Origin of the sequence: Halolamina sp., from assembly GCF_036626355.1 — an archaeon.
In the GTDB taxonomy this organism is placed as follows: Archaea; Halobacteriota; Halobacteria; order Halobacteriales; family Haloferacaceae; genus Halolamina.
The window spans coordinates 1-22,990 of the sequence record NZ_JAZKRY010000047.1 but is presented as its reverse complement, the minus strand read 5'-3'; the positions used below and the strand labels follow the sequence as shown (position 1 = coordinate 22,990).

At 63.2% G+C, this 22,990-nt stretch carries 20 protein-coding genes and 2 pseudogenes; 8 read left to right on the top strand and 14 right to left on the bottom strand.

The window, feature by feature from the left end; all coding sequences use genetic code 11:
- Positions 1-243, top strand: a 243-nt coding sequence (locus V5A38_RS09000; protein WP_332325425.1) for a membrane dipeptidase, incomplete at its 5' end; no start/stop codon positions are given.
- A gap of 1 nt (position 244) precedes the next feature.
- On the opposite strand, the gene V5A38_RS08995 is transcribed toward V5A38_RS09000, so the two are convergent.
- A complete protein-coding gene (locus V5A38_RS08995) occupies positions 245-1,111 on the bottom strand; it encodes a hypothetical protein (RefSeq protein ID WP_332325424.1) in 867 nt (288 codons plus the stop codon).
- Between the two features lie 169 nt (positions 1,112-1,280).
- On the opposite strand from V5A38_RS08995, the gene V5A38_RS08990 reads away from it, so the two are divergent.
- Both V5A38_RS08990 and V5A38_RS08985 read left to right on the top strand, forming a co-directional pair.
- On the top strand, positions 1,281-2,192 hold the full coding sequence (locus V5A38_RS08990) for a dihydrodipicolinate synthase family protein (protein ID WP_332325423.1): 912 nt from the start codon (positions 1,281-1,283) through the stop codon (positions 2,190-2,192).
- 83 nt (positions 2,193-2,275) lie between these two features.
- Positions 2,276-2,562: pseudogene (locus V5A38_RS08985) on the top strand (IS6 family transposase); the annotation flags it as partial.
- Between the two features lie 56 nt (positions 2,563-2,618).
- On the opposite strand, the pseudogene V5A38_RS08980 reads toward V5A38_RS08985, so the two are convergent.
- A pseudogene (locus V5A38_RS08980) lies at positions 2,619-3,662 on the bottom strand (transposase); the annotation flags it as partial.
- Positions 3,663-3,727: 65 nt separating this feature from the next.
- Between V5A38_RS08980 and V5A38_RS08975 the strand changes: the two are divergent.
- Positions 3,728-4,909 (top strand): DUF3179 domain-containing protein, encoded by a 1,182-nt coding sequence (locus V5A38_RS08975; RefSeq protein WP_332325422.1) that lies wholly within the window; start codon positions 3,728-3,730, stop codon positions 4,907-4,909.
- Between the two features lie 48 nt (positions 4,910-4,957).
- On the opposite strand, the gene V5A38_RS08970 is transcribed toward V5A38_RS08975, so the two are convergent.
- The 5 genes from V5A38_RS08970 to V5A38_RS08950 all read right to left on the bottom strand — a co-directional run bounded on the left by V5A38_RS08970 (position 4,958) and on the right by V5A38_RS08950 (position 10,123).
- Positions 4,958-5,680: a cytochrome c biogenesis protein CcdA gene (locus V5A38_RS08970; protein ID WP_332325421.1), complete on the bottom strand. Its 723-nt coding sequence runs from the start codon at positions 5,678-5,680 to the stop codon at positions 4,958-4,960.
- 1 nt (position 5,681) lies between these two features.
- Positions 5,682-6,197 carry a TlpA disulfide reductase family protein gene (locus V5A38_RS08965; RefSeq protein WP_332325420.1) on the bottom strand — a complete coding sequence of 172 codons (516 nt, stop codon included), beginning with the start codon at positions 6,195-6,197 and terminating at the stop codon, positions 5,682-5,684.
- A 250-nt stretch (positions 6,198-6,447) separates the two neighbouring features.
- Entirely contained in the window at positions 6,448-7,476 is a 1,029-nt protein-coding gene (locus V5A38_RS08960; protein ID WP_332325419.1) for an LLM class flavin-dependent oxidoreductase, read from the bottom strand.
- A 201-nt stretch (positions 7,477-7,677) separates the two neighbouring features.
- Positions 7,678-8,448, bottom strand: a complete 771-nt coding sequence (locus V5A38_RS08955; protein WP_332325418.1) for an SDR family oxidoreductase — start codon at positions 8,446-8,448, stop codon at positions 7,678-7,680.
- Between the two features lie 334 nt (positions 8,449-8,782).
- The gene (locus V5A38_RS08950) at positions 8,783-10,123 is read right to left on the bottom strand and encodes a M28 family metallopeptidase (protein ID WP_332325417.1); all 1,341 of its coding nucleotides are present in this window, start codon (positions 10,121-10,123) and stop codon (positions 8,783-8,785) included.
- A gap of 763 nt (positions 10,124-10,886) precedes the next feature.
- Here V5A38_RS08950 and V5A38_RS08945 point away from each other — a divergent pair.
- From V5A38_RS08945 to V5A38_RS08935, 3 genes are all read left to right on the top strand, one after another.
- A complete protein-coding gene (locus V5A38_RS08945) occupies positions 10,887-12,329 on the top strand; it encodes a DUF58 domain-containing protein (RefSeq protein WP_332325416.1) in 1,443 nt (480 codons plus the stop codon).
- Positions 12,330-12,411: 82 nt separating this feature from the next.
- Complete coding sequence (locus V5A38_RS08940; protein ID WP_332325415.1) at positions 12,412-12,885, top strand: hypothetical protein; 474 nt, start codon at positions 12,412-12,414, stop codon at positions 12,883-12,885.
- Positions 12,878-13,762 (top strand): hypothetical protein, encoded by an 885-nt coding sequence (locus tag V5A38_RS08935; protein WP_332325414.1) that lies wholly within the window; start codon positions 12,878-12,880, stop codon positions 13,760-13,762. Before V5A38_RS08940 ends, V5A38_RS08935 begins: the two co-directional genes overlap by 8 nt.
- A 345-nt stretch (positions 13,763-14,107) precedes the next feature.
- Here V5A38_RS08935 and V5A38_RS08930 read toward each other — a convergent pair whose 3' ends face one another.
- The 3 genes from V5A38_RS08930 to V5A38_RS08920 are packed head-to-tail and all read right to left on the bottom strand — an operon-like array spanning position 14,108 to position 16,469.
- Positions 14,108-15,094 (bottom strand): MoxR family ATPase, encoded by a 987-nt coding sequence (locus tag V5A38_RS08930; protein ID WP_332325413.1) that lies wholly within the window; start codon positions 15,092-15,094, stop codon positions 14,108-14,110.
- Positions 15,087-16,193 (bottom strand): DUF4350 domain-containing protein, encoded by a 1,107-nt coding sequence (locus V5A38_RS08925; protein WP_332325412.1) that lies wholly within the window; start codon positions 16,191-16,193, stop codon positions 15,087-15,089. Before V5A38_RS08925 ends, V5A38_RS08930 begins: the two co-directional genes overlap by 8 nt.
- A complete protein-coding gene (locus tag V5A38_RS08920; RefSeq protein ID WP_332325411.1) occupies positions 16,194-16,469 on the bottom strand; it encodes a hypothetical protein in 276 nt (91 codons plus the stop codon).
- A gap of 129 nt (positions 16,470-16,598) precedes the next feature.
- On the opposite strand from V5A38_RS08920, the gene V5A38_RS08915 reads away from it, so the two are divergent.
- The gene (locus V5A38_RS08915) at positions 16,599-17,144 is read left to right on the top strand and encodes a metal-dependent hydrolase (RefSeq protein ID WP_332325410.1); all 546 of its coding nucleotides are present in this window, start codon (positions 16,599-16,601) and stop codon (positions 17,142-17,144) included.
- A gap of 142 nt (positions 17,145-17,286) precedes the next feature.
- Here V5A38_RS08915 and V5A38_RS08910 read toward each other — a convergent pair whose 3' ends face one another.
- The 4 genes from V5A38_RS08910 to V5A38_RS08895 all read right to left on the bottom strand — a co-directional run bounded on the left by V5A38_RS08910 (position 17,287) and on the right by V5A38_RS08895 (position 22,865).
- Positions 17,287-18,537, bottom strand: coding sequence for an ABC transporter permease (locus tag V5A38_RS08910; protein WP_332325409.1), 1,251 nt, complete (start codon positions 18,535-18,537; stop codon positions 17,287-17,289).
- A complete protein-coding gene (locus V5A38_RS08905) occupies positions 18,534-19,748 on the bottom strand; it encodes an ABC transporter permease (RefSeq protein ID WP_332325408.1) in 1,215 nt (404 codons plus the stop codon). The genes V5A38_RS08910 and V5A38_RS08905 overlap by 4 nt, the downstream gene beginning before the upstream one ends.
- Positions 19,741-20,490: an ABC transporter ATP-binding protein gene (locus V5A38_RS08900; RefSeq protein WP_332325407.1), complete on the bottom strand. Its 750-nt coding sequence runs from the start codon at positions 20,488-20,490 to the stop codon at positions 19,741-19,743. The genes V5A38_RS08905 and V5A38_RS08900 overlap by 8 nt, the downstream gene beginning before the upstream one ends.
- A gap of 62 nt (positions 20,491-20,552) precedes the next feature.
- Positions 20,553-22,865 carry a hypothetical protein gene (locus V5A38_RS08895; protein ID WP_332325406.1) on the bottom strand — a complete coding sequence of 771 codons (2,313 nt, stop codon included), beginning with the start codon at positions 22,863-22,865 and terminating at the stop codon, positions 20,553-20,555.
- Positions 22,866-22,990: the final 125 nt, after the last annotated feature.

Genomic DNA, 22,990 nt, shown 5'->3' with positions numbered 1-22,990 from the left:
ATCGACCACGTCTCGCTCGGTCCGGACGCGATGTACGGCGACCACCGCGGGCTCCACCGGCTGTTCGACTCCGGTCCTCCGGAGGGCATCGAGGGTATCGAGTACGTCAAAGGGATGGACAATCCCACCGAAGCCTGGCACAACTTCGTTCGCTACCTCGTCCGTGAGGGGTACGCCGACGAGGAGATCGGGAAGGTGCTCGGCGGCAACACGCTCAGAGTGCTCGAAGAGATCTGGCCGTAGTTCAGGCGCTCTCGCGGGTCCAGGGCTCGATTCGGAGCCCGGTTTCGTAGGTCCTGAACGCCTCGATTCGGACGATGCCAGTGATACTGACCGACTCCGCATCGCGGTAGGCTGCCGGACTGATTTCCTCGACCGTGACGACGAACGTCCGGGAGCTTCCCTCGTCGATCCACGACCGCGTGAGCGAGACACCCCGTTGTGGGGTGGATTCGTTCAGGGCGACGTCGACGACGATCGATCGAACGTACATGTTCGTTCGGAGGCGGTTGGGCACGCGGACTTCGACCTCGATTGCCTCACCGGCAGTGTCAACCCCGACAACCTCGACCTCGGCCGTACTCTGGGCGGCGACGGAGGCGTAGTTCGCTCCGAGGCCGCCCGCGACCGCGAGCGCGACGAGCGCCAGTATCGCCGTGACTGCGACGAGCCGCCGGGTCGGTTTTCCCCGGGGGTGGTACCGCTCGAGCAATCCGAGTTCGGTGTCGACCAGTGAGGCGAACACAACGGTGATCGCCACGAACGGCAGCGCGAAGATGATCTTGACGAGCGTGTTGAAGATACTACTCTGATAGACGGCGCCACGACCGGCGACGGACGCATCGAGAACGAACGCCGGAATCGACAGGAACCCGACGACGACGATCGTCCCGAACAGCATCGTCCCGACGAGCACTGCCAGCACCTCCTCGATACCGTCGGTCCACCAGTAGATTAACAACCCGATAACCGGAGTGAACACCACCGGGTTCGGCACGGCGAGCGGACTGAACGGGGAGAGCGACCTCGCGACCAGTGGGCCTGCGAGAACGACTCCGAGTAGCACGCTCACGGCTACGAGCAGAAGCCGTCGTCGAGTCGTGAGGTCCACGGTTTGAATCTACCGGCGGCAATAATGAAACTTTGCCACACGGTACCGTCGGCGTCATCTTTCTGACGCTGGTGGCCGCACTGGCGACTCTCGCCCCTGCTCGGCAGACGTCGAGCCGAGCCCGACCAACTGGGGAACGGCTAACTGGCTGGCCGTCAAAGCCGAGGATATGCCAACTGCACCCGCGAATTCGGCGTACGGAACCACGCTCGTCCCGACGGTAACACCCTTTTCGAACGGCTCGGTCGATGCCGAGGCGGTGGCGGATCTCTCGGCGTTCGTCCTGGACCACGGGGCGGACGGTCTCGTCCCCTGCGGGACGACCGGCGAGTTCGCCAGCCTCACCCTCGACGAGTACGAAACGACCGTCTCGGCGAGTGTCGACGCCGCCGACGCTGCGCCCGTCCTCCCCGGGGCCGTCGATTCGAGTGTCGCCGGCACGCTGGAGCGGATCGAGGTCGCGGCCGACTGCGGCGCCGACGCCGTCCTGGTCGCCTTGCCGTACTTCCACGGGGCAAACGACCCCGCTGGCAACGAGCGGTTCCTTCGTGCGGTCCTCGAGGAGACCGAACTCCCGATCATCCTGTATAATATCCCCTCTTGTGTCGGACAGTCCATCGACGCCGACCTGGTCGAGGCCGTTGCAGACCACCCCAACCTCGCGGGAATGAAAGACTCCAGCGGCGACCTAACACATCTGCTCGAGATTATCCGGCGGACGGGGGAGGACTTCCACCTGTTCCAGGGCTGGGACAGCCAGCTCGTCCCGGCCGTTTCGATGGGGGCCACCGGCGGGATCAATGCGGTGTCAAACTACTTCCCCGCGGTGATGTCGGAGGCAATCGGTGCGGCGGCCGCGAACGATATCGGTCGCGCGCGTGACCTCCAGTTGGACCACATCGCACCCTTGTTCAACACCTCACTCGAATACGGCTTCGCGCCCACGACGAAGGTGGCGCTGGTCGAACGTGGGGTCATCGACGACGACGCGGTGCGGCCCCCGCTGGTCGAACTGAACGACGAACAGGTGACGGCGGTGCGAGACGTCCTTGACGCAACCCTCGGCGTCGCCGCCGAGTAGCCTCGTGGTCAGATACGGAGTGAAAGGTGAGCCATAGCGTTTTCTAAGTTGTTCATTCCAGAAACGCTAGCCTCAACGGTTGTATCGACCGAATCGAGTTAGATTTTGTGAAACGAGAGGCAACACCGCGGCTGTTAATGAAGCTCAGTATTCAGCTCCACCTTGCTGGACTATCACTTTCGATACTGTTTCTATTTTTCAGATATTTGGTGTTAAGCGGGCACAATCTCCCGTTCATAACTGGGTTCACAAGGCCGATCCACTGCCCGAGGAAGACAAGAGCCCGGGTTACGTTGCGGTTGCTGAAACCGTGATCCGACTCAATGACGAGCGGTATTGGCTGTACGCTGCGGTTGATTCAGAGACGAACGTCACGGGAATCGAAACAGCGTCGAACGTGTCTTACGTGTAGTGAACTACCCTATCCTACTCAGCCACTGGTGTGGCTTCGTTGCGGGTGGGGCTTCCTGTTTCGATGACGCGCTTTGCAGACACTGAATGAGCGTCCGTCGGGAGCGCAGTCTCCACAGGCGTGTCTTCGGGCCATTCCAGCCCTAGTTCAGAAAAGCCGCGTTGCAGGATATTCATCGCTGCGTTCCTATCCCGGTCACACTCGAACCCACAACTCGGACAGGAGTGCTCTCGAACCCAAATGGGCTTGGATGTCTCCACACCGCACGACCAACACTCTTTGGTCGTTCCTGCTGCGTCGACCTGCACGACGTGAGTGCCGTACAACACCGCCTTGTATTCGAGGAGGGTGATGAACTGTCGCCACGCCGCATCCTGCTTGTTCCGGGCGTTGTGCGACTGCTCTAACATCTCCTTCACGTCCAAGTCTTCGACGAATACCGCGTCGTACTCACGGACGAGCCACGTTGTTATCGTGTCTTGGTAGTCCAGCACCTTCCGCCGGATGTGACGCTTGACTTTGACGACGGTCTGCCGTTGTTTCTCGTAGTTGTTCGAACCGTGTTCTTTCCGTGAGAGTTTGCGTTGTTCACGTCGCAGACGCTCGTATTCGTCGTCGAGGGTGAGCCAATCCACGGTCGTACCGTCCGAAGTGTGGATGTATCTGAGGATGCCGAGGTCAACACCGATGCTGTTGCTCGCGTCCAACGAGTCCACGTCAGGCTTTTCGGGCAAGTCAGCGTCGTTGGTTTCCAGTCCGAACGAGACGAACCAGTCGCCGGTTGTCTCCTTCTTGATCGTGACTTCTTTGATCTCTGCTTCGTCAGGGATCTTGCGGTGGTAGCGGATTTTGATATTTCCGATTTTGGAGAGCCAGAGTGTCGCGTGTCGGCCACTCGTATTTTTGAGTTCGAAGCCAGACTGTGAATACGTCATACTCTGGAACTCTCCTGGTGACTTCCAGTTGAGTTTCCCGACCTTTCGACCGTTCTGTTTCTGTTCGGAGAGTCCGTCGGGGAGTCGGTAGTGGTGTTTCTACGCCGAGCCGATGTCGTCGGCGTGCACTCCCGCGACACGTTGAAGTTCCGTTCGGACGTTTTACCACCAATGGGGTGGATGGATCGATGAACCGACGTGCCCTCCTCGCTGCGGGAGCCGCCACGCTCTCGGCCACCAGCGCAGGCTGTCTCGGTGAAATCCACGGGGGCTGCGGTAGCGGGTCGCCGGAGACAGCACGACCCACACCAGGGGAACCGGAACAGCTCCCCGTCCCCAGGTCGGAACTCGTCCGCGCCGCTCGCCGAGACGAGATCCCGGCGATTACTGCGCCGGCGTTTGGGCCCGACTGGGAGGGTATCGTGCTCACCGGCGTCTGGTGGGGCACCGGCGAGGAGTTCGAGTTCACCGTGGAGCTCCGGCCGGCCGACCGTGTCGTCGGTGTCGTCCGGGACGGCCGCGCCCGGGCCTACCCGCTGAAGGTGCTGAACTGGCACGAGGCAATCAACGACGAGTTCGGTGGCCCACTCCTCGTCACCTTCTGTCCGCTGTGTGGTAGCGCCATCACGGCCGAACGCGTCGTCGATGGCCAGCCCACGACCTTCGGCGTCTCCGGCCTGCTCTACCGGTCGAATCAGGTGCTCTACGACCAGCCGACAGAGAGCCTCTGGGCGCAGCTGCTCGGAAAGGCGATCCGTGGACCGCTGACCGGGTCGACGTTGCGCCTCGTTCCGTCGGAACTCACGACATGGAAGACGTGGCAACGCCGCCACCCTGAAACCGACGTGTTGCTCCCGGCACCGCTCTCTGAGACGGTCGGGGTATCTGAAGCCGCCCCGTACAGCCGGGACCCGTACAGCGAGTACGCCACGAACGACCGCGTCGTCGGCGGCGCCGACAGCTACGACGACCAGCTACACCCGAAAGCCGAGGTGCTCGGCGTCCGCCACGACGGTGAGGCGGTCGCCTACCCGCTCGAGCGCGTCTCCGCTGCTGGTGTGATCAACGATACCGTTGGCGGGCGACCGATCGTCGTCGCGGCGACCGCCGAGGACCGTCTCGTCGCGTACGACCGCCGAGTGGACGGGGAGGTACTCCAGTTCTCCGCAGGTGAGCCCGGCGAGATACTCGGCGGCAACACACGGTGGCGGATGGAGAACGGTCGTGCTGTCGCCGGGGCACACGAGGGTTCGACGCTCGAACCAGTGGCGGATGCGCTCCAGCTCTACTGGTTCGCCTGGCGAGAGTTCGAACCGGAGACACGGCTCTACTCCAGCGGGGGCACGCTCGACTGGCTGTGTGACTACTGAGCCGTCGGCGGACACCGGCTCGCAGGGTTCTGAGTTACCGACTGTCTCTCAGAGCGACGAGAGGCCGTCGAAGCGGAACAGGTAGAAGTAGAGCTGGACGAGACCGGCGACGACCAGCAGGACGCCGGCCACGCGGTGTATCAGTTCGGTCCGGCCCGCGAGCCTGCCTACGAGTGCGTCGCGGCCGAATGCGGTCGCGACGGTCACGCCCATCAGCGGGAGCGCCAGGCCGCCTGCATACGCGAGGAGCGTGAGGACGCCGACCCCGCCGCCGGCCCCGAATGCGACGGCGATGACAGCGAGGAAAACCGGGGCGGTACAGCCGGCCGCCGCGGCCGCGTAGAGCACGCCGAAGCCCACGTAGTTCAGTCCCGACCGTCGCCTGGTCGGCAGCTGAACCGTGGGTGTCGGGAGGTCGATGCCGGCGGCCATCGCCGTCCCGAGACCGACGAGCAGCCCGCCGATGACGAGTTCGAGGACGGCGATATTACCGAGCAATCGCGTCCCGAAAACGGCGACCACGACCGCGAGGAGACCGTAGCTCCCGAAGACGCCGAGGCTCACAAGCGTGCCGACGACGAGCGCGCTGCCGAGCCGAACGCGAGCCGTGGGCCCCTCCGCCGCACGTGGTGAGCCGTCACCTTCGGTCGTTCGGCCCAGGTAGTACGAAACGTACCCCGGAAGAAGGGGGTACGCACATGGAGCCAGAAAGGTGACCGACCCGGCGACGAACGCGAACCCGACGATCGAGAGCGCCTCGATCGCGAGCATCTCAGGCCTCAGAGTGGTCGAGTGCGTCCTGGACGGCGTCGCGGAGCCGCTGTTCGCTGGCGAGACCGACGTGACGAAGCTGCTCCGTGCCGTCGGCCGAGAGCACGATCAGCGTCGGTATCGAGGTCACGTCGTATCGACGTGAGGCAACGAGATCCGCATCGACCGCGACCGGCCAGGTCCCGTCATACTTCCGCCAGAACTGTTTGACCGCGTCGGTATCCGTTTCCTGCGTGACCGAGAGCATGGACAGGGACTCCTGATCGAACGTCTCGTGAACCGAACGAAGGGTCGACATCTGGGGTTTGCAGGGTGCACACCAGGTCGCAAAGAAATCCAGGAGCGCGGCCGTTCCCTCGGGCTGAACCGACAGCTCGCCACCCGGTGACGGGCCGACAGCGACGCTCTCGACGGTTACCGACTCCTGGGAATCACGCTGCCCGAGCACGCCCGAACAGCCGGAAAGCCCCCCCGCGACGCTGGCCATGCCGATAGCGAGGAACGTTCGTCGGTCCATTCGGGTAAGATTCGACGGGAGTCCTGAAAAGTGTACTGCGGCTGTGTGAGTTACGCGCCTTCCAGGGTGCGTTCCGGCGTTGTTAGTATTAGAAAACTGATAAGAATCTGCTCGGACCCCGCTGGTCGCGTTGCTCACTGGAACCGATGACTCGAACGAACGCGGCCGGGTGACGGTATCGACATCGGTAATCGCTATCTGACGCTACGGGATTTCGGCTGGGGTGATCCGGTTCGTCCGATCCAGGTGTTCACTCGAACGCGGGGATTACCTTCTCGCCGAATAGGCGGAGTGCGTCGGCGTGGGCCTCGTACCCCAGCAGTGGGTGCCACATTCGAGCAAGCACGTGAAGTTCGCCGTCGACCGCATCCTCGTACGCCTGGAGTCGCTCGATCACCGTCGTGGGGTCGCCGACGAGCGCGCCGTCACGAAGCCGTGAGAGTCGCTCGTCGCTCATCGTATCGAGCTCCCAGCGGGAAGCATCTCGGTTGGTGGCGTGCTGGGCGTACTTCCGCCGGGAGTAGACCAGCGAGGGGCGGAGCTCGTCCCAGGCAGCTTCGGCGTCGGGCGTGACGTGGGTGTACTGCATCAACGCGGTCGTGAAGTCCTCGTCGACCCGGCCGGCCAACTGGTCGGCGTTGTCCCGGAACTGGGCGTACGAGGAGCGATAGGACTCCGCCTCGTCGTAGTAGACGATGCCGATGTGGCCGTCCGCACGTCGGATCGCTCGCTCGACGGCTGCCTCGGAGGTGCCACCGAGGTAGATCGGTGGGCCGCCGTCGGCAGGCGTGGGCTCGACCCGGAGGTCCTCGTACTGGAGCAGGTCACCGTCGAACGAGAACGAACCGGGTTGCCAGGCACGACGGCAGAATTCAACCGTTTCGACGACTCGTTTGGCCCGCTGGGCCTTGGGTGAGTCGAATACCTCGAACTCCCGGTCGATATACCCGTTGGCGACGCCCAATCGGAAGCGTCCGCCCGAGAGCAGGTCGACCGTCGCTGCGTCCTCTGCCAGCCGTACCGGGTCGTACAGCGGCGCCAACGCGATGCTCGTTCCAATATCCACCCGATCAGTGGCCTGCGCCAAGGCGGCCGACAACGGGAGTACCGACGGCGAGTAGCCGTCGTCGAAGAAGTGGTGCTCCGAGGTCCAGACGGCGTCGAACCCCTGTTCCTCGGCGAGCTGAGCGAGCCTGATCGTCTCATCGTACACCTGCTCGTAGCTTCGGTCGGATTCCGGGGGGCGCTGTGCAGTGAGCAGTCCGTAGCCGAACTCCATGCCCTCACATCTCGCCGATTCCTCTTTGCTCTGTCCCCCACTTGCCCACGGCACGAACCCGTCGCAAATGATCCCGTATACCGGGGTTCGGGTTTCATCACCTCCGGTCCGAAGGACAGACCAGATTGTCGGCAGGACGATCGGCTCGGTCGAGACGCGACTCGACGACGTCGATGCGCTCTTCGAATCTGCCAGGGGTGGCTAAACTGACCAGCCGCCGTCGACGGGCAGCACCTGCGCGGTGATGAAACGAGCGGCGTCGCTCACCAGGAACGCGACGGCCTCGGCCACGTCCGCTGGGTCGCCGATGGTCGGCAGAAGCGTGCGGCGAGTGGCGTCGACGAGTCGGGCCTGATCGCCCAGCTCATCGGCGCTTTTCCCCTCCAGATCCGATTTCTCCAGGTCTGCTCGGATGATTCCCGGTGCGACCGCGTTCACATTGACCCCCGCTTCCGAGTAGTCGGCTGCGAGCTGTCGCGTCATGCTCACGAGGGCACCCTTCGCGGAGGCGTAGTCCGCGGACTCCTGATACGGGACGAGCGCACCGACCGAGGACATATTCACCACCCTGCCGTCGCCCCGTTCAGCCATCCCGGGGAGCGCCCGCTTGCAGACGTGGTAGGCACCTTCGACGTGGATGCCGTACATCTCGCGCCACATCTCCAGGCTGATCTCCTCGATGGTTCCGCGACTGCCGATACCGGCGTTGTTGAACACGATGCTGGGCTCGCCGTACGTCCGACAGGTTTCGAACAACCGGTCCACATCGTCGGGGTCGGAAACGTCGCCGACTACGAGCTCGCCGTCCGCCACGACGTCCGCGAAGTGTGGGCCGTCGTCGTGGGGGTTCGTGTCGATGTCCAGGCCCACGACCGTCGCCCCACGGTCGGAGAACAGCGAGGCCGTCGCCCGGCCGATTCCTGCCCCTGCACCCGTCACGATCGCGGTATGTCCGTCTAGTGAGAGTCGCATGCGCTCACAGAGCGCAGTACACAGGATAAACCTCTGGGTCGCGGTAGCACGGGTGTTCACCGACGCTGATTCCGGGCGGAAGCCTGTAACCAGTTTTTGCGGCCTCTGGGTTTTCTTGAGGTGAAACAGGTGGTGAACTGGGTGATCTGGTGTCATTTTCTCGAATTCGAATGCACGAGTCCGGTTCGGTTACCGTCACAGATGCCGTCTCCGTTAACTGCAACCGTGCCGAACAACCCCAATAAACTCGATACGCGTAACTTCCAGGGAGCAAAGATCGTCATTTTAATTACCCCTGTAGTCGTGGAGCCTCGCAGTTTGCTGATCGGGGATGTCACTCCGGGAATGGCCAGTCGTCCGCTGCACGCATCCCTGCCGCCTGCCCTGCCGCGATCAGATCGTCTCGAACCCGCGAAATCGACTGGTGTTCGAGTTGGCGGTCCGAGTCTGCGAGGCTACTGATTCCTGCAGCGATGCCGATGGCGAGGTCGCGGAGGGGTTTTGGATCGAGTTTATCGAGCGTGTCACCGTGTGTGTGACCCCAGCCGCGACCAGTCGTCGACTCCGACCTGATCATGATTCCTGGGACACCGTTCTGCACGAACGGCCAGTGGTCACTGTGTGGGAGGTACTCGTCGTCGACGGTCATCGACGGCCGAAGCGACTCGTCAACCGATTGGAGCGCATTGGCGATGGTGTCGTGTCCGTGCGTATACGCAGTAACATCTTCCCAGGTACCGTTTCCATCGACATTGACGACGCATTTCACCGAGTCGAGGTCGTGTGTCTCGACCCACTGGCGGGCCCCTCGAAGGCCGATTTCCTCGGATCCGAACACGACCAGTCGAACTGCGGTTTCGAGATTGCCAATATGATTGTGTAACAGCCGGCCGACTTCGGTTACGAGGGCGCAGCCAACGCCGTTATCTGTCGCTCCTTCGGTAATATCGTGAGCGTCGACGTGTGCGGTCAGCAGTATCTCCTCGTCCGTTTCCGGGCCGATGACTGCTTCGACGTTCCGGGAGGTGCTTCGTTCGCTCTCTGCTTCAACGTCTAACGTCGCACCGACGGTTCCACTCCCACAGGCCCGGGCGAGCCGCCTGCCGACTTCTTGGGAGAGACCGACGGCGGGGATTGCTCCGGGATCGTCCCCACCGATGTTGCCTGTCGGGGGCAGACAGCCGGGGATACCGTTGTAGAAGAGAAATCCATCGGCGCCGTTCGCGATAGCGTGACCGTACTTTTCCGTCCGATGGACCCACCTGCCGTAGTCGTCGGGAGTCTCGATCGACACGAGCGCGAGCGCATTCGTCACGTCGACTGCGTCGAACTCCTCCGGGACACCCGTCCCGACGTCGACTATCCGTCCGGAAACACTCCCTGACGGCGATCCTGGGAGTGCTATCAGTTCGTGGGGATGCTCAAACGTCCGCTCCCACTCGGCGTCGACCGACAACGTAGATTCTCCTCGCCACCAGCCCGGAACGGGGAACTCCGTAGATTCGACCTGTCGGAACCCCATGCCAGTAAACGTCGACGCGATGAACTCCGCCCCCTCGGCTTCACCGGTTTGTCCCGCCATCCGGTTACCGATGTCCGTCAGGGATTCCAGGACCGACCAGGTTCGACTGCTCTCGTAGGCGTCGCCGATGAGTTGCTCAGGGATATCTCCCATGTAGACTCCACAGAGCCAACCCATTTGAAGCATCTGGTCATCTCAGTAGCCGGTCGTGGGTTACAATTCAGTTCCACCCTCAGCAGTGTCGGCGTGTTTGTGAGTGAGAGGGCACGCTCCCATTCGTAGGTAGTGTCGATCATCCACCCGCGGCTGACGTCGGTCGGAATTGGGTCTTGCTCTTCTCGACTGGCATCCAAAGTCATGATCGTATTCAGATGAGTGCGTAACGTGAGACGAGGTGGGTAATACTCCTCACTAGCACAAAATTTCTACTTCTTCGGTGCCATCGACTTCGTCAAATCAGACTCGTGACTGATAGTGATTACTGCGAGTCTGTCCCGCCGTGACCATCCGTGTCGGTGATGGGAGCCCCTGAACCGGCGGCGTTCGACACCGTCGATGACACTATTCGCCGTAATCACTATGAAGAGGGGACAGCAGTTCGGATGAAGACGAGATTCGATATGTTGTACAGACATATCAACTAACGAGTTTGTTCTGAGATTTAGAAACTCTGAATTGGATTGCTCTCATTCTCTACTGTATGACTGGGTTCACACCAACGATGGAAAGCCTCGTAAATCACAATCGCGACTGAGATGGCGAGGTACATCCCGATCGGAAGGGTTCGTTCGACGTCTTCGATCTCTTCATAGTCGTCTGCTTGTCTGATCACAACCTGCAGGAGGTGGTCGAACGCTCGGTTATTGGTGCTCCGCCGAACAGAAGTTTGAACTACCGATATGCTCCATGTCGTGCTATGCGTCCCACGCCCCGCTTCTGGCACGTCGGTTCGGCGAGCGCCTTCCTCGCGGGGCTGGGCATCGTCGCACAGCAACCAGTCGCCGTTCTCGGCGGCCTTGGACTGGCGTCGTGGCTCCTCGTGGGCCAGTACACGGCGACGAGGGAGTTCCAGCAGGCGACAGACAAGCTCACCGTCGACGTCAATCCGGTTCGAAACAGTGTCGTCGTCGATGAGGAGCTCTCGATTACGGCCGAGGTCATCCTCTCGAGCCCCGCCAGAGCAGCTATCGAGCTATCCGTCGAGCTGCCTCCGGGTGCTGCGATTACACAGGAAACGAGCCCGACTCTTTCTCTCGAACCCGGGGAAACGGTGGCTGCGACCACCTTCTCGTGTTCGTTCCCGGTCGCAGGGATGTTCGACGTCCCGCCAGCAACCGTCAGACTGGAGAACAGCCAGCAAACTGTCACTGAAACGGTCCCGGTTGAGACCGACGAGCGTCTCAGAGTTGACCCGCGCCAGCCACGGAGCCTGCACGTCGGACAGGGCGGCGAGCGCATCTCCGCCTACGGGGAGCATCCGGCCGGAACCGGGGCGGGCGGGCTGATCCCCGAGGAGTCCCGACAGTACGTTCCCGGCGACTCGCTCGACCAGATCGACTGGAAGGCCACGGCCCGGATGCAGTCACCCCACGTGCGCGACTTCGAGACCGAAACCGACCGCAAAACCATCATCGCTGTCGACCACAGCCAGGGGATGGTGGTCGGACCACCGGGTCAGACGATGCTCGACTACGCTCGCGAGGTCGCCCTCGGCTACGCACGCGCCGCCGAGTCCTTCGACGACCCGCTGGGGCTCTACGCGATTGGCGACCACGGTGTGACGGTCCAGCAGAGCCCGACCACCTCCCCGGTCGGCTATCAGCATCTCCGGAACGCCCTCCACGATCTCGAGCCGACACAGTCCGAGACATCGCCGACGAGTACGGTGAGCAGTGCTGCCAATCTGACCCGGCCGAGCGAAGCGCGCTCTGGGGCTCATCAGCTCGCGGGCGAGGATTCAGCGTTCGCGGAGACGGTCCAGCCGTTCCTCGCAGACACCGATGCGTACATCCACCGTATCGAGTCGGACCCGCTGTTCGAATCGGTTCGGCGCATCCTGGCCGAGACGAGCGGCCAGCTCTGGCTGGTGCTGCTCACCACGGATACGGGCGGGAACCGACTCCGGGACACCGCATCGCTGGTCAGCAGCAACAACGGGAACCTCTCGCTGTTTCTCACGCCGCGGGTGCTGTTCGAACCGGGCGCGATGGCCGACCTGACGGAAGCCTACGACCGCTACGCATCCTTCGAGTCGTTCCGTCGAACCATCACTCGGAACCCACGAACGGAGGCGTACGAACTCGGACCGGGCGACAGGCTCGACGCGCTGCTCGCTTCGCGGCGTCGCAGAACAGACTGACGGATTGACCTGTCGACGCCAGCATCGACACCGACTCACCGTTTCAGTATCTTCAAATACGTGTGTACGAACTGTTCCAGTAATGAGTGAGACGCCGCTCGTGGTGGCGCCGCGGGGCCGCGGCGTCGTGGGTGCAACGCCAGCGGTCCTGGCTTCGCTGGCCACTGTTGCCGTGTTCGGCGTTCTCGGCGGTCCAGTTGGTATCGCTATCGCCTTTGTCCCGGTAGTGGCGCTCGTCGCGGGTGGACCGCTGCTCGCGTTCATCGCTGGGACGGTTGCGCTCCTCGGCGTTGGCGAGATAGCTGGGCTACCGCTAATCCCCGCACACCTGGTGCTGGCCAGTTACCTCGTGGCCGGGGTGTTCACCGAACATGACCGGTCAGTGGGGGTGCTCTTCCTGGCCATCGTCGCCATCTACGCCGCCCTGTTCGTCATCGGCGAGTCGTCGATGGGTGGCCTGACCGAAACGACCGCAGTGCTTGCGGGCCTCACAGCGGGTGTTAGCTACGTGATTCACAGATACGAACTCGTGGTAGTCGGGCTGGTCGATGAGTGAGACACAGTTAGCCGAGGGTGAGGCGCGAACGGACGAGGAGTCGAACCGACTCGAGGACCTCCGCGCGCAGGTCGACCTGCTCCGGACCGAGAACGAACGGCTCCGGACGGAGTACAGTCGGGCCCGCCAGGCGAGCTATCGTCGAACATCGCTCGGCCTCGGCGCCGTCGGCGTGGCTGCGGTACTCGGCGGGGCGCTCTTCCCGGCTGTGCGGGACGTGCTGTTCGTGCTGGGCGCGATCGGATTGTTCGGCGCCGTACTTACCCGCTATCTCACCCCGGAGCGCTTCGTCGCCGCCGAAACGGGCGAGCGCATCTACGCCGCCCAGGCCGAGACGCTCGGCGACCTCACCGGGCAGTTGGGTCTCGAGGAGACGTCCGTGTACGTGCCAGTGGATGGAACACCAACGTCGCGGCTGTTCATCCCGCAGCACGCAGAGTACACGATTCCCGACGAGGAGTCGCTGGACCGACCACTCGTCGTCGGCGCACAGTCGGATGAGCGCGGGGCGTCGTTCCTCCCGACCGGGTCGACGCTCTTCCGCGAATTCGAACGCTCGCTAACTGGGTCGCTCGGCTCCACACCGCCGATCGTGGTCGACCAGGTCGGTGACGCGCTCGTCGAGGATTTCGAACTGGCACGGACAGTCGACAGCTCTGTCGACTCGGATGATGGGCGGGCGACGCTCGTCCTCTCGGAAGCGGTGTACGCCGACGCCGAGGCGCCCGATAACCCGCTCGGGTCGCTCCTCGCTGTCGCCCTCGGCGAATCACTCTCGGCCCCAGTCCGCCTCGAAACGACCCGGACTGAGGAGGGGCTGGTCGTGACCTGTCGGTGGGGACCCGAGGAAGCGGTCGATGGGTCTGGTTTGGAGTGACGCATCTGCACAATTGATAGGCATCGATCCCAGTTCTGTTCACACGGGATCCTCAACAGCAGAACGACCTTACTCGGGAGATATCGGGTTAGAACATTCCGAACAGATGTCCTCTTGCCACGGGACGGTCTGGATCAGTGTTCTGTTCCCATCGCAGTACGGGCAGTACGTGTCGTTCATTATCCGTCTCAACTGATGTGTCTATTCACGTACTCATAAGTGAATCCCATTTTTTCGTCTCAGAGACAGTTACACCTGTATAGAGCGGTTCCGAATATAGAACTCCTGTTTCCACCGACCCTGAAGCGAGGCTCGGTGTTGGAGCCAAACGGTCTATCTGGTCAGCTACTCAACCGACTGCTCGCGCGGGAGCATCTCCTCCTCGTTAATCTCTTCGGGCACCGGCACCGCGTCCAAGAAGCCCGTAACCAGCTCGTCCACTGTCTCGCCGCCGAGCTCCGCGTCCGTGCTGAGCACGAGCCGGTGGCGAAGGATCGGGTGCGCGAGCGCCTTGACGTCGTCCGGAATCACGTACTCCCGCCCGCTGATTGCGGCCGAGGCCTTCCCCGCGTTGAGGAACGCGAGGCTTGCCCGTGGCGAGGCGCCATACTCGACATCCGGGGAAGTCCGCGTCGCCCGAACGAGGTCGAGGATGTATTCGCGAACGGGGTCGGCAACGTGCACGTCGACGACGCCCGCCCGCGCCTCCGCGATGTCGGCCGGTGAGAGAACTTGACTGACGCTTGCCGGGCCGAGATCCGGGTCGGTATCGAATCGGTCCAGCAGCTCCCGTTCACCACCGCGGTCGGGAATGTCGACAGTGAGTTTCAGCTGGAACCGGTCGCGCTGGGCTTCGGGGAGGGCGAACGTCCCCTCCATCTCGATAGGGTTCTGTGTCGCGATGACCATGAACGGGTCCGGAAGCGAGAGGGTTTCGCCCTCGATGGTCACAGCCCGTTCCTGCATCGCCTCTAACAGCGCGCTCTGTGTCTTCGGCGTCGCGCGGTTGATCTCGTCGGCGACGACGACGTTGGCGAACACCGGGCCACGCTGGAGTTCGAACTCGCCGGTCGCATCCCGGTAGATGTGAGTGCCAGTGATGTCCGCAGGGAGGATGTCCGGGGTCATCTGGATCCGGTTGAACTCCAGGCCGGACGTGCGAGCGAAGAGGTTCGCAATCGTGGTTTTGGCGACGCCCGGGACGCCCTCCAGCAGGACGTGGCCGCGGGTCAGCGCCGCCATCGAGAGCCCTCTGAGAACCTCCTCGTTGCCGATCAACACCGTGCCGGCTTCCTCGCGCACGGCATCGTAGAACGTAGCCGGATCACTCATCGCTTCCTGTTCCTTCGGCGTTCCGTATAACACCTCGCATCACGCGACGGAGCCGCTGTTCGTCCCAGTCGGGATGCTGCCGAGAGAGGGACGCGAGAAACGCGTCGGGGTCGGCTTCAGATAGCGCCAGCCCACCTGCTTGCTCTTCGGGGGCGGTGGCCCAGTCTCGGAGTGTGACCAGTTGCTCACGCAGTCGACCGTTCCAGACGATCGCACTCAGCCCGAGAACCGCGAGGAGAACCTGCCAGAACGGGGTGCCCTGCAGTATCAGGACGGCGCGCATCAGCGGCGGCGTTCCGGTGAGATGTGAGTAGTCCAGGAGCACCCGCTCGTGGGCCCCAAAGAGGTTCCTGGCGAACTGTGCGTTGCCCGGCCGTTCGAGCATCGCGTTGATGAAGAGACTCGGGTCGGCGACGACGTACACCGCTCCCTCCCCGACTGTCTCGCGAACGACGACCGGCCGACTGGTGAGTTCCTCGGAGTCATCGAGGCTCTCGGTCCGGTTACGGTCGAGATAAGCGAACTCCGAAGAGGAGGCGAGTACTGTGGTCCCATTGATCGAGCGATTGGTCCGGAGGCTCGTTCCGTGGTTCAGCGTGAGCTGGTCGACACCGGCTGTCTCCGGGCTCTCGCTGACGTTCGTCGCGAGCGGGAACGCCGGTGAGCGGTAGTACGCCTGTTCGTCACGCAGCGGCGCGCCGTCGATGCGCGTCTGGACACCGAGCGCCCCCAACAGCGGCCTGGTGTGCGGGCCGTAATCCTCGGCGACGACGAGCGTGCCGCCCTGTTCGACGAACGACGTGACTCTGGTTCGTTCACTCGGGGAGTACGCCTCGTCTGGTGAGAGGATTACGGCGATGGTCCCGTTCGGTTCGGTCGTGGTATAGCTCGTCGTGTTGAGGGCGACGAGCGATTCTGCGCCCTCGTCGCTGACGAGGTCCCGGAGGTCGCTGGCACCGTCCCAGGCTGGGTTGTAGGCGCCGAGGGCGGACTGTGATGTGCTCGCGGCGACGACGCCAGTCAGGGCGACCGTCAGGACCAGCGCGACGAGCAGTAGCTGGGGGGTGGACCACCCCTCGGGAAGCCAGTCGGCAGCCACTTAGATCACCCCTGGAGGAAGGATTTCCAGGATTCGCCGGATGACGATGTAGCCGAACACCGCCAACCCGAGCGCGATGAGCCATTTGAGCCGGGAGCGCCACGTCGGCGTCACGCGGAACGGCGCTGTGAGTTCGACGACCACGAGCAGGCCGATGAGCGAGACGACGAAAAACAGCTCGTAGGTGAGACTCGACAGCAGCGAGAGGACGAGTGCGGCGCCGAGCAGCCACGCCAGCGTCGCCCGGATGAACCGCTGTCGCCGAGCCGTTGCCATTGGGTACGTGTAGAGCATACGCATCTTGAGGGTGTCGCCTTCGAACGTCCCGATTCAGTACTGGAAGGGTGACTGGACCACGATGAGGAGTCGACACGCCTTTCTGTCGGCTTGGGGTTTCTCCACTGAATGCTTCCCTGGGGACACGCAGCGGTCGGCTATCTCTGCTACACCCTCTACAGCCGCCTCAGCTATCGTGGGCCGCCGGTCGGGGCTGCGGTCCTCGCACTCGCGGTCGGGACGCAGTTCCCGGACCTCATCGACAAACCGATGGCTTGGACGTTCGGTGTGTTCCCGTCCGGTCGAAGTTTCGCCCATTCGTTGCTGACGCTCGCCGTCGTCGCCGGCGTGTTGTACGCGATCTATCGCAACCGCGCGGAGTTGGTCACCGCGACTGCGTTCCTCGTTGGCTGGGCGAGTCACCTGTTCGCAGACGCATACCCGCTCTTGTTCGGGGAACCGACCTGTCTGCGGTATCTCCTCTGGCCGGTGTTCGGCGTTTGTCCGTACGAGGAAGGGAGCCGGTCGATTGTCGGGCACTTACTTGCAATCGAACTCGGCAACGGGATCTGGTTCGGGATCGGCCTGACAGCCGTCGCCGGTGTTGTCTGGCTGTACGATGGGGCGCCTGGGGCGCGGTATCTGCTCCGGAGCGTGGCGAACCGTCTCCAGTAGGGAAGGCGTGCGTCTCGGTTCGAAAGTCGACCCACGCGCGGCCTTGCATACTGTGCAAACATTGTAAACCCTGTAAAAACTGCAAACGCCTGGTGAGCCGTTCTCCATCGGAGAGAACGAGAACAGCAATTCGGGGCTGACCTCACCGCATCCCATCAACCGGCGAGAGTTTCGAGACCTGCCAGCCGGCGACCGCCGCCCCGGCCAGACTGATTGGAACCGCAATCGCGAACCCCGCACCGAGCACCCACTGCGGGGTCCGCACGACGTTCTCGAAGCCAACGAGCGAAGCCGCGACGGCATCGAGGAGCGTGGCTGCGGGGATCGTCGCCGCGACGCCCAGCGCCCCGCCAAGCACGCCCAGGCAGAGCGCCTGCACGACGACGACGCCGACGAGGGTGCTCGTTCGTGAGCCGAGTGCTTTCAGCGCTGCCAACTCCCGGCGCTGCTGGTAGACCACCGAGACCATCAGGTTGGCCGTGAGCGCGATGCCGGCCAGCACGGCCAGCACCACGAGACTCCCGCCGCTGGCCAGGATGACCGCCTGCCGCTCCACCGTTGCCTCCAGTTGTTCGCGGTTCGTTCGAACGTCGTAGCCCGGATGGTCGCGCTCGATCTGCGTCGCGACAGTTGCCGAGTCGACGCCGTCGGCCACATCGACAGTGATGAGCGAGGCGCGGTCGGTTGCGGTCGTCCCGGTTACTTCCTGCAGTTCGCTCAGATGCAGGGTCACCGTCGGCGTGCCGAGGAATCGGGAGAACGTGGGTGAGACGCCGACGACGGTGAACTCGTGGCGCCTGGCGTCGGCGATCGTCCCGCCGATGTAGAGGCTGTCGCCCACGGAGACGTTGAACAGCGAGGCGATGCGCTCGTCGATGAGCACCTCGTGGGTCATCGGGCCGGAGTAGTTCCCGCCGGCGTAGTGGACGTCCCCCTGTTGGAAGTGCGTTCCGTTGGTCACCTGGACCGAGCCGCCGCGAGCAGGTGCGCCGGCGCCGACGACAGTCTCCCAACTCTCGCCATCTGTGCTCACGTACACCGTCTGGAACGCCATCGGCGCGGCCGTATTCACGTCCTCCCGCGACGCAATAGCAGCGCTCAGTTGGTGGGCGTCGAGGACCGTGTTCTCGAAGCCGCCGACGGTCCCGGGCGCGAGTCGGACGGGGCCACCCGTCACCCAGAGGTCCCGCCCGGACGCGTCGAACTTCTCCTCGCCGGTCTCGGTTACGCCGATTCCGACCCCACCGAGTAACGTCATGGCGAGCACTGCGAGGGTGATACCCAGCACCGCGAGCACCGTCCGCGTTCGGTCGTGTCGCAGTTGTGCGAGGGCGATACCGACGACGCCGCGTACTCGTGTGAGCGTCGTGCGGAGCAGCCCCCGGTGGCTCACTGGTCGAGCACCTCCAGGATATCCGTCTTCCGAGCGAGCCACGCAGGATAGGGAGTTGCCAACAGGCCGATACCCAGCGCGACAACGGGGCCGTAGGCCAGCAGGAGCGGGTGGAACTGTGCGACGTCCTGGACGCCAACGATGGCGTGACTGGCCGCGTTGATACCGACGATGCCTACGAGTCCGAGGAGCGTGCCAGCGAGGCCGCCGATGCCCGCGATGGTCAGCACCTGTGCGAGCACGATGATCGTCTGGGAACGACGGGAGAACCCCATCGCTCCCTGGGCGGCGATCGTCCCCCGGTTGTCGATTACGTCCAGTCCCATCAGCGTGGCGACGAACAGCACACCGATACTCACCGCGGCGAGAAGCGCCGCTATCGCGACAGCCAACGGGAGGCTCGACGTGGACACGCTCGCCCGGCCAACACCCGAGCGGGTGAGTACCTCCGTCCGTGGATAGACGCCGGCGAGCGTGGATCTGACACTGGGATCGTTCGTACTCACGAGGATCTGGTCGGCCTGGTCACCAGAGGCAGTGTTCGTCAGGCGCTGGAGTTCACTCAGGTGGACGAGCATCACTGGGACAGGACCAACACCCGTCGAGATGTCCGCCTCGGCAACCTCGACGGCACGGAACGATCGGTCCGTGCCTGCGGGCGAGACCGTTGCACCTGACTCGACTTCCAGCACTTCGGCGGCGGCGGAACTGAGCACCGCTTCACCAGTCCACGACCCGTTGTAACTCCCGTTGGCATAGTGTGGATCACCCGGTGCGAGTGAGCCTGTCGGCAGCCCGACCACCTGGTTACCCTCCGGTGGTACGATGACGCCGGCAACGAGGACGTATTCGGTCGTGTTCCCCGCCGAGAACCGGAGGATCTGGAGCTGGACCGGCGTCGTGAAGGTGACGCGTTCGTCAGTCCGGATCTTCGCTGCGGTCTGGTGAACCACGCCGAGTCGGGGTCCCTCGACGGAGACAGCGATGCTCGACGCGGAGCCACCCTCAGGGACGATCCAGTAATCGACGCCCTCGCTCTGGACCGTCGACCCCGAGGCGAGTCCAACGGCGACTCTCGTCACACTTACCATGAGTGCCACAGCGAGTGCGACGCCGAGAGCCGTCAGCGCGAGTCGGCGAGCCTCTGCAGTTCTCATCCGACCGATTGTCTGGGTGACGCCGAGTTTGAGCAGGGCGATTGCCCTACGCATCACTCACAACCGTGCCGTCTCGGAGGCGGATGACGCGGTCGACGCGCTCGAGAGCTGCCTGGTCGTGTGAGGCGACGACGACGGCCCGCTTCTCGGAAAGCTCTTCTAACAGATCGAGAACTCTCGCGCCGGCCTTCGAGTCCAGTTCTCCCGTTGGCTCATCAGCGATGAGGAGGTCAGGCTTGCCCGCAAGCGCGCGCGCAACGGCCACGCGCTGCTGTTCGCCCCCGCTGAGTTCGCCGGGTCTGTGGTCCAGCCGATCGCCGAGGCCGACCTGCTGGAGGAGCAGTTCCGCGCGGTCACGCCGTTCCCCCGTTCCGACGCCCAATTCAATTAACGGCAACGCAACGTTCTGCTGGGCGGTCAGCGAGGAGAGGAGGTGGAACCGCTGGAACACGATGCCAATGTGATCGCGTCGCAGCGTGCTCCGTTCGCGGGCCGACAGCCCAGCCGTGTCCGTTCCCCGGATCTCGACGCGTCCGCTGGTTGGCGTGTCGAGTGCGGCCAGGAGGTGGAGGAGCGTCGATTTCCCACTGCCGCTCGGGCCGGCGATCCCGACGAGTTCGCCCTGTGCAACCGAGACGGAGACGCCGTCGAGTGCCCTGACTTCGGTTGCGGTACGGTTGCGTCGGAGAAGTCCACCCTGGGGTCCTCTCGTGTAGGTCCGATGGACGTTCGTAGCACTCACCACGGACTGGGGTTCTGCATCGGTCGACTCGTGTTCAACGTAGGTTCGGGTCACTTGTATATCGGTGGGAATGGGAGTGATAGCGGTGTCTGGACTGCCGAAGGACCGGGAGGCGCTTACCGTTGCTGGTCGAAGTAGACGCCGACTCCCAACAGCACGATCAGGAGGAGCACAATGCCGATGATGATGATGGTGGACCCGCCATCTTCAGGCGTCTCAGGGATGGGTGCCGTGGCAGTCTCGTCCGTCGCCGTCACGTCAGTCTCGGTCTCCGTCGGCGCCGCCGTCGTCGTCGCCGTCGGCGTTGCCGTGTCCGTCGCTACCGCAGGCGACACAACGCCGACCGCGTAGACGGTGAAGCCCGGCGATTTCGCGCGGAACTCGTTGCCGCCGACGTGGGTGGTTTCGAGGGCGACGTACTCACCGTCGACGTACCGGAACAGCCGGACGTCGTCCTTCGAGCGGTCGTCGGGGACCTCGCTCTCGGCCAGCGTGAACGTGAAGGTCACCTCGCTGATTCGGTCGTCCGAGAGGCCGATGCCATCGGCAGTGAAGTACTCGATATCATCTGCTTTCTCCGGTGGGAGTTTCGGCCATCCCTCGGGCGATTCCTCCTGTGGCTTCGTGAACTCGACACGGAACCGGCTCTCGGAGAACGTCGTCGTGACCTCCATTGCAGTGACGGCCGACTGCTCGGACGCGACGTTGGGTACCCGGACTGAGATCGGTTCTCCGCTCCGGGTGTTCCGGAAGTTGATCGTCGCACCGCTGTTCGTGGCGACCGGGGTAGCTGAGGCATCACTACCGCCACCCCCACCACCACCACCGCCACCCCCACCACCACCGCCCCCGGATGGGGCAGCCGCAACGGTGAGTGTGCGGGTAGCCTTGCGGAAGTTCGTCGTCTGCGTCGGCGCTTTCGTCGCATTGATCATGAGATCCCCGGTCGACGACGGTCGGAGCACGGCCTCCCCGTTACTGCTGGTCGTGACAGTCTGGCCGTTGATCGTGACTGTGGCACCGGCGACCGCCGATTCGTCGTCGTCTCGGGTCACGTTGACCTCAACTGCCTGGCCAACTTCGACGTCCGTCCGATTGAGAGTGATGTTGAGTTGAACAGGTGTCGGCGTCGGTGCGGGTTCCTTGCCGACGTCGACAGTCCCCTTCGTCGTACTGAACTGACTCGAGTTGTTGGTCGAGGCGATGTAGACGTATTTGTAGGTCCCGTTCGTCCAGTTCGCCGACGTGCCGACGTCGACGGTCGTCGAGTTCGGCTGGTCGACGACGGACGTCATCGAGGCGTTCAAGACGACATCGCCCGTGGCCGTCGTTTCGGGTGCTGTCCGGTTCGTCTCGTTCGCGAGGAAGTCGATCAGGGACGCGATGGTGACCGACCGGCTCACCGTCCCGTCAGCGAGGTCGACGCCCATCACCTGGGCACCACTCTCGACTCTGGCGACGCCGTCGACCGATTTCACGCTGTGTTCGATAGTTACGTTGTCGGCGGTGAGGTCGCTGTCGATCTCATCGTCGATCGTCACCGTCGAAAACTGGTCGCTGAGCACAGACTCGTTGTACACGACGACGGTGTGGTTCACCGCTGTTGCATCGAGGTTTGCGTCGACGGTGAAGTTGATGTTCTCACCGGGATTGACCGGTGTATTCTGGGGTGTCGCACTTGCCTGGGCTTTCTGAACGGGCGCGCCGTCGACGCCGAGTACACGTGCGTCGGCAGTGAGGGAGATATTCCCCTGGTCGACCGTAACTGCATCTCCGTTGGTGGATGCGACGAGGACGAACGCGTACTGGCCGGGCTCATCCGGTGTGCGGTTGAACGAAACTGCTCCCTCCGAGTCGATCTGGCTGGAATTCGGTTCGTAGAAGGTGAAGTTCTCGTTTGCGTCCTCCGAGGAGAGGTTCTGCGCCAGAAGGAGATTGACGGCCTCGTTGGTCGTCATGTTCGAATCGAGGCCGTTCGTGTTTGCGGAGTCCTTGGCGCGGGCGACAACGAGCTGGACGTTTTCACCGCTGAACTGCGTCGTGTTAGCGGTGGGTGTCCGTTCTTTGAACTCCACTGAAATCGTCGAACTCGTGTTGTACACCGCCATTGTTCGTTTGTTCAGCGGGCCTTCGCCGTCCTCAAGCGTTGTCACGTTAACGAACGTTTCCGGGCCCTTGACCTGCGTCGCGCTCGTTGACGTATCGACCCGCAGCGGGAGGGCGGCGCGCTTCCAGACAGAGAGGTTCGCCGAGGAGTTGACGAATTCCGCAGAACTGACAAAACGGTCATCCGTGGCCCCGACGAGGGGGCTATCAACCGATGCGGGTTCTTCGGCAGTTTCACCCGCAGCCATCGCTGGAGCTGCTACTGAGATGATTAGTAGAAGCATAACCACGAACGCAGATATCTCGGTTTTAGGGGGTAGCATTATGATTGGAAGGGGAACAGTTGCATAAAAGTGTTCCGTTGGTATCCTCCAGTCTGCAAACTGACATCCAGGTTTCAGAGTTTGTGGCGGGACGGTCATCCCCGGTAAATAGATACTCTCTTACT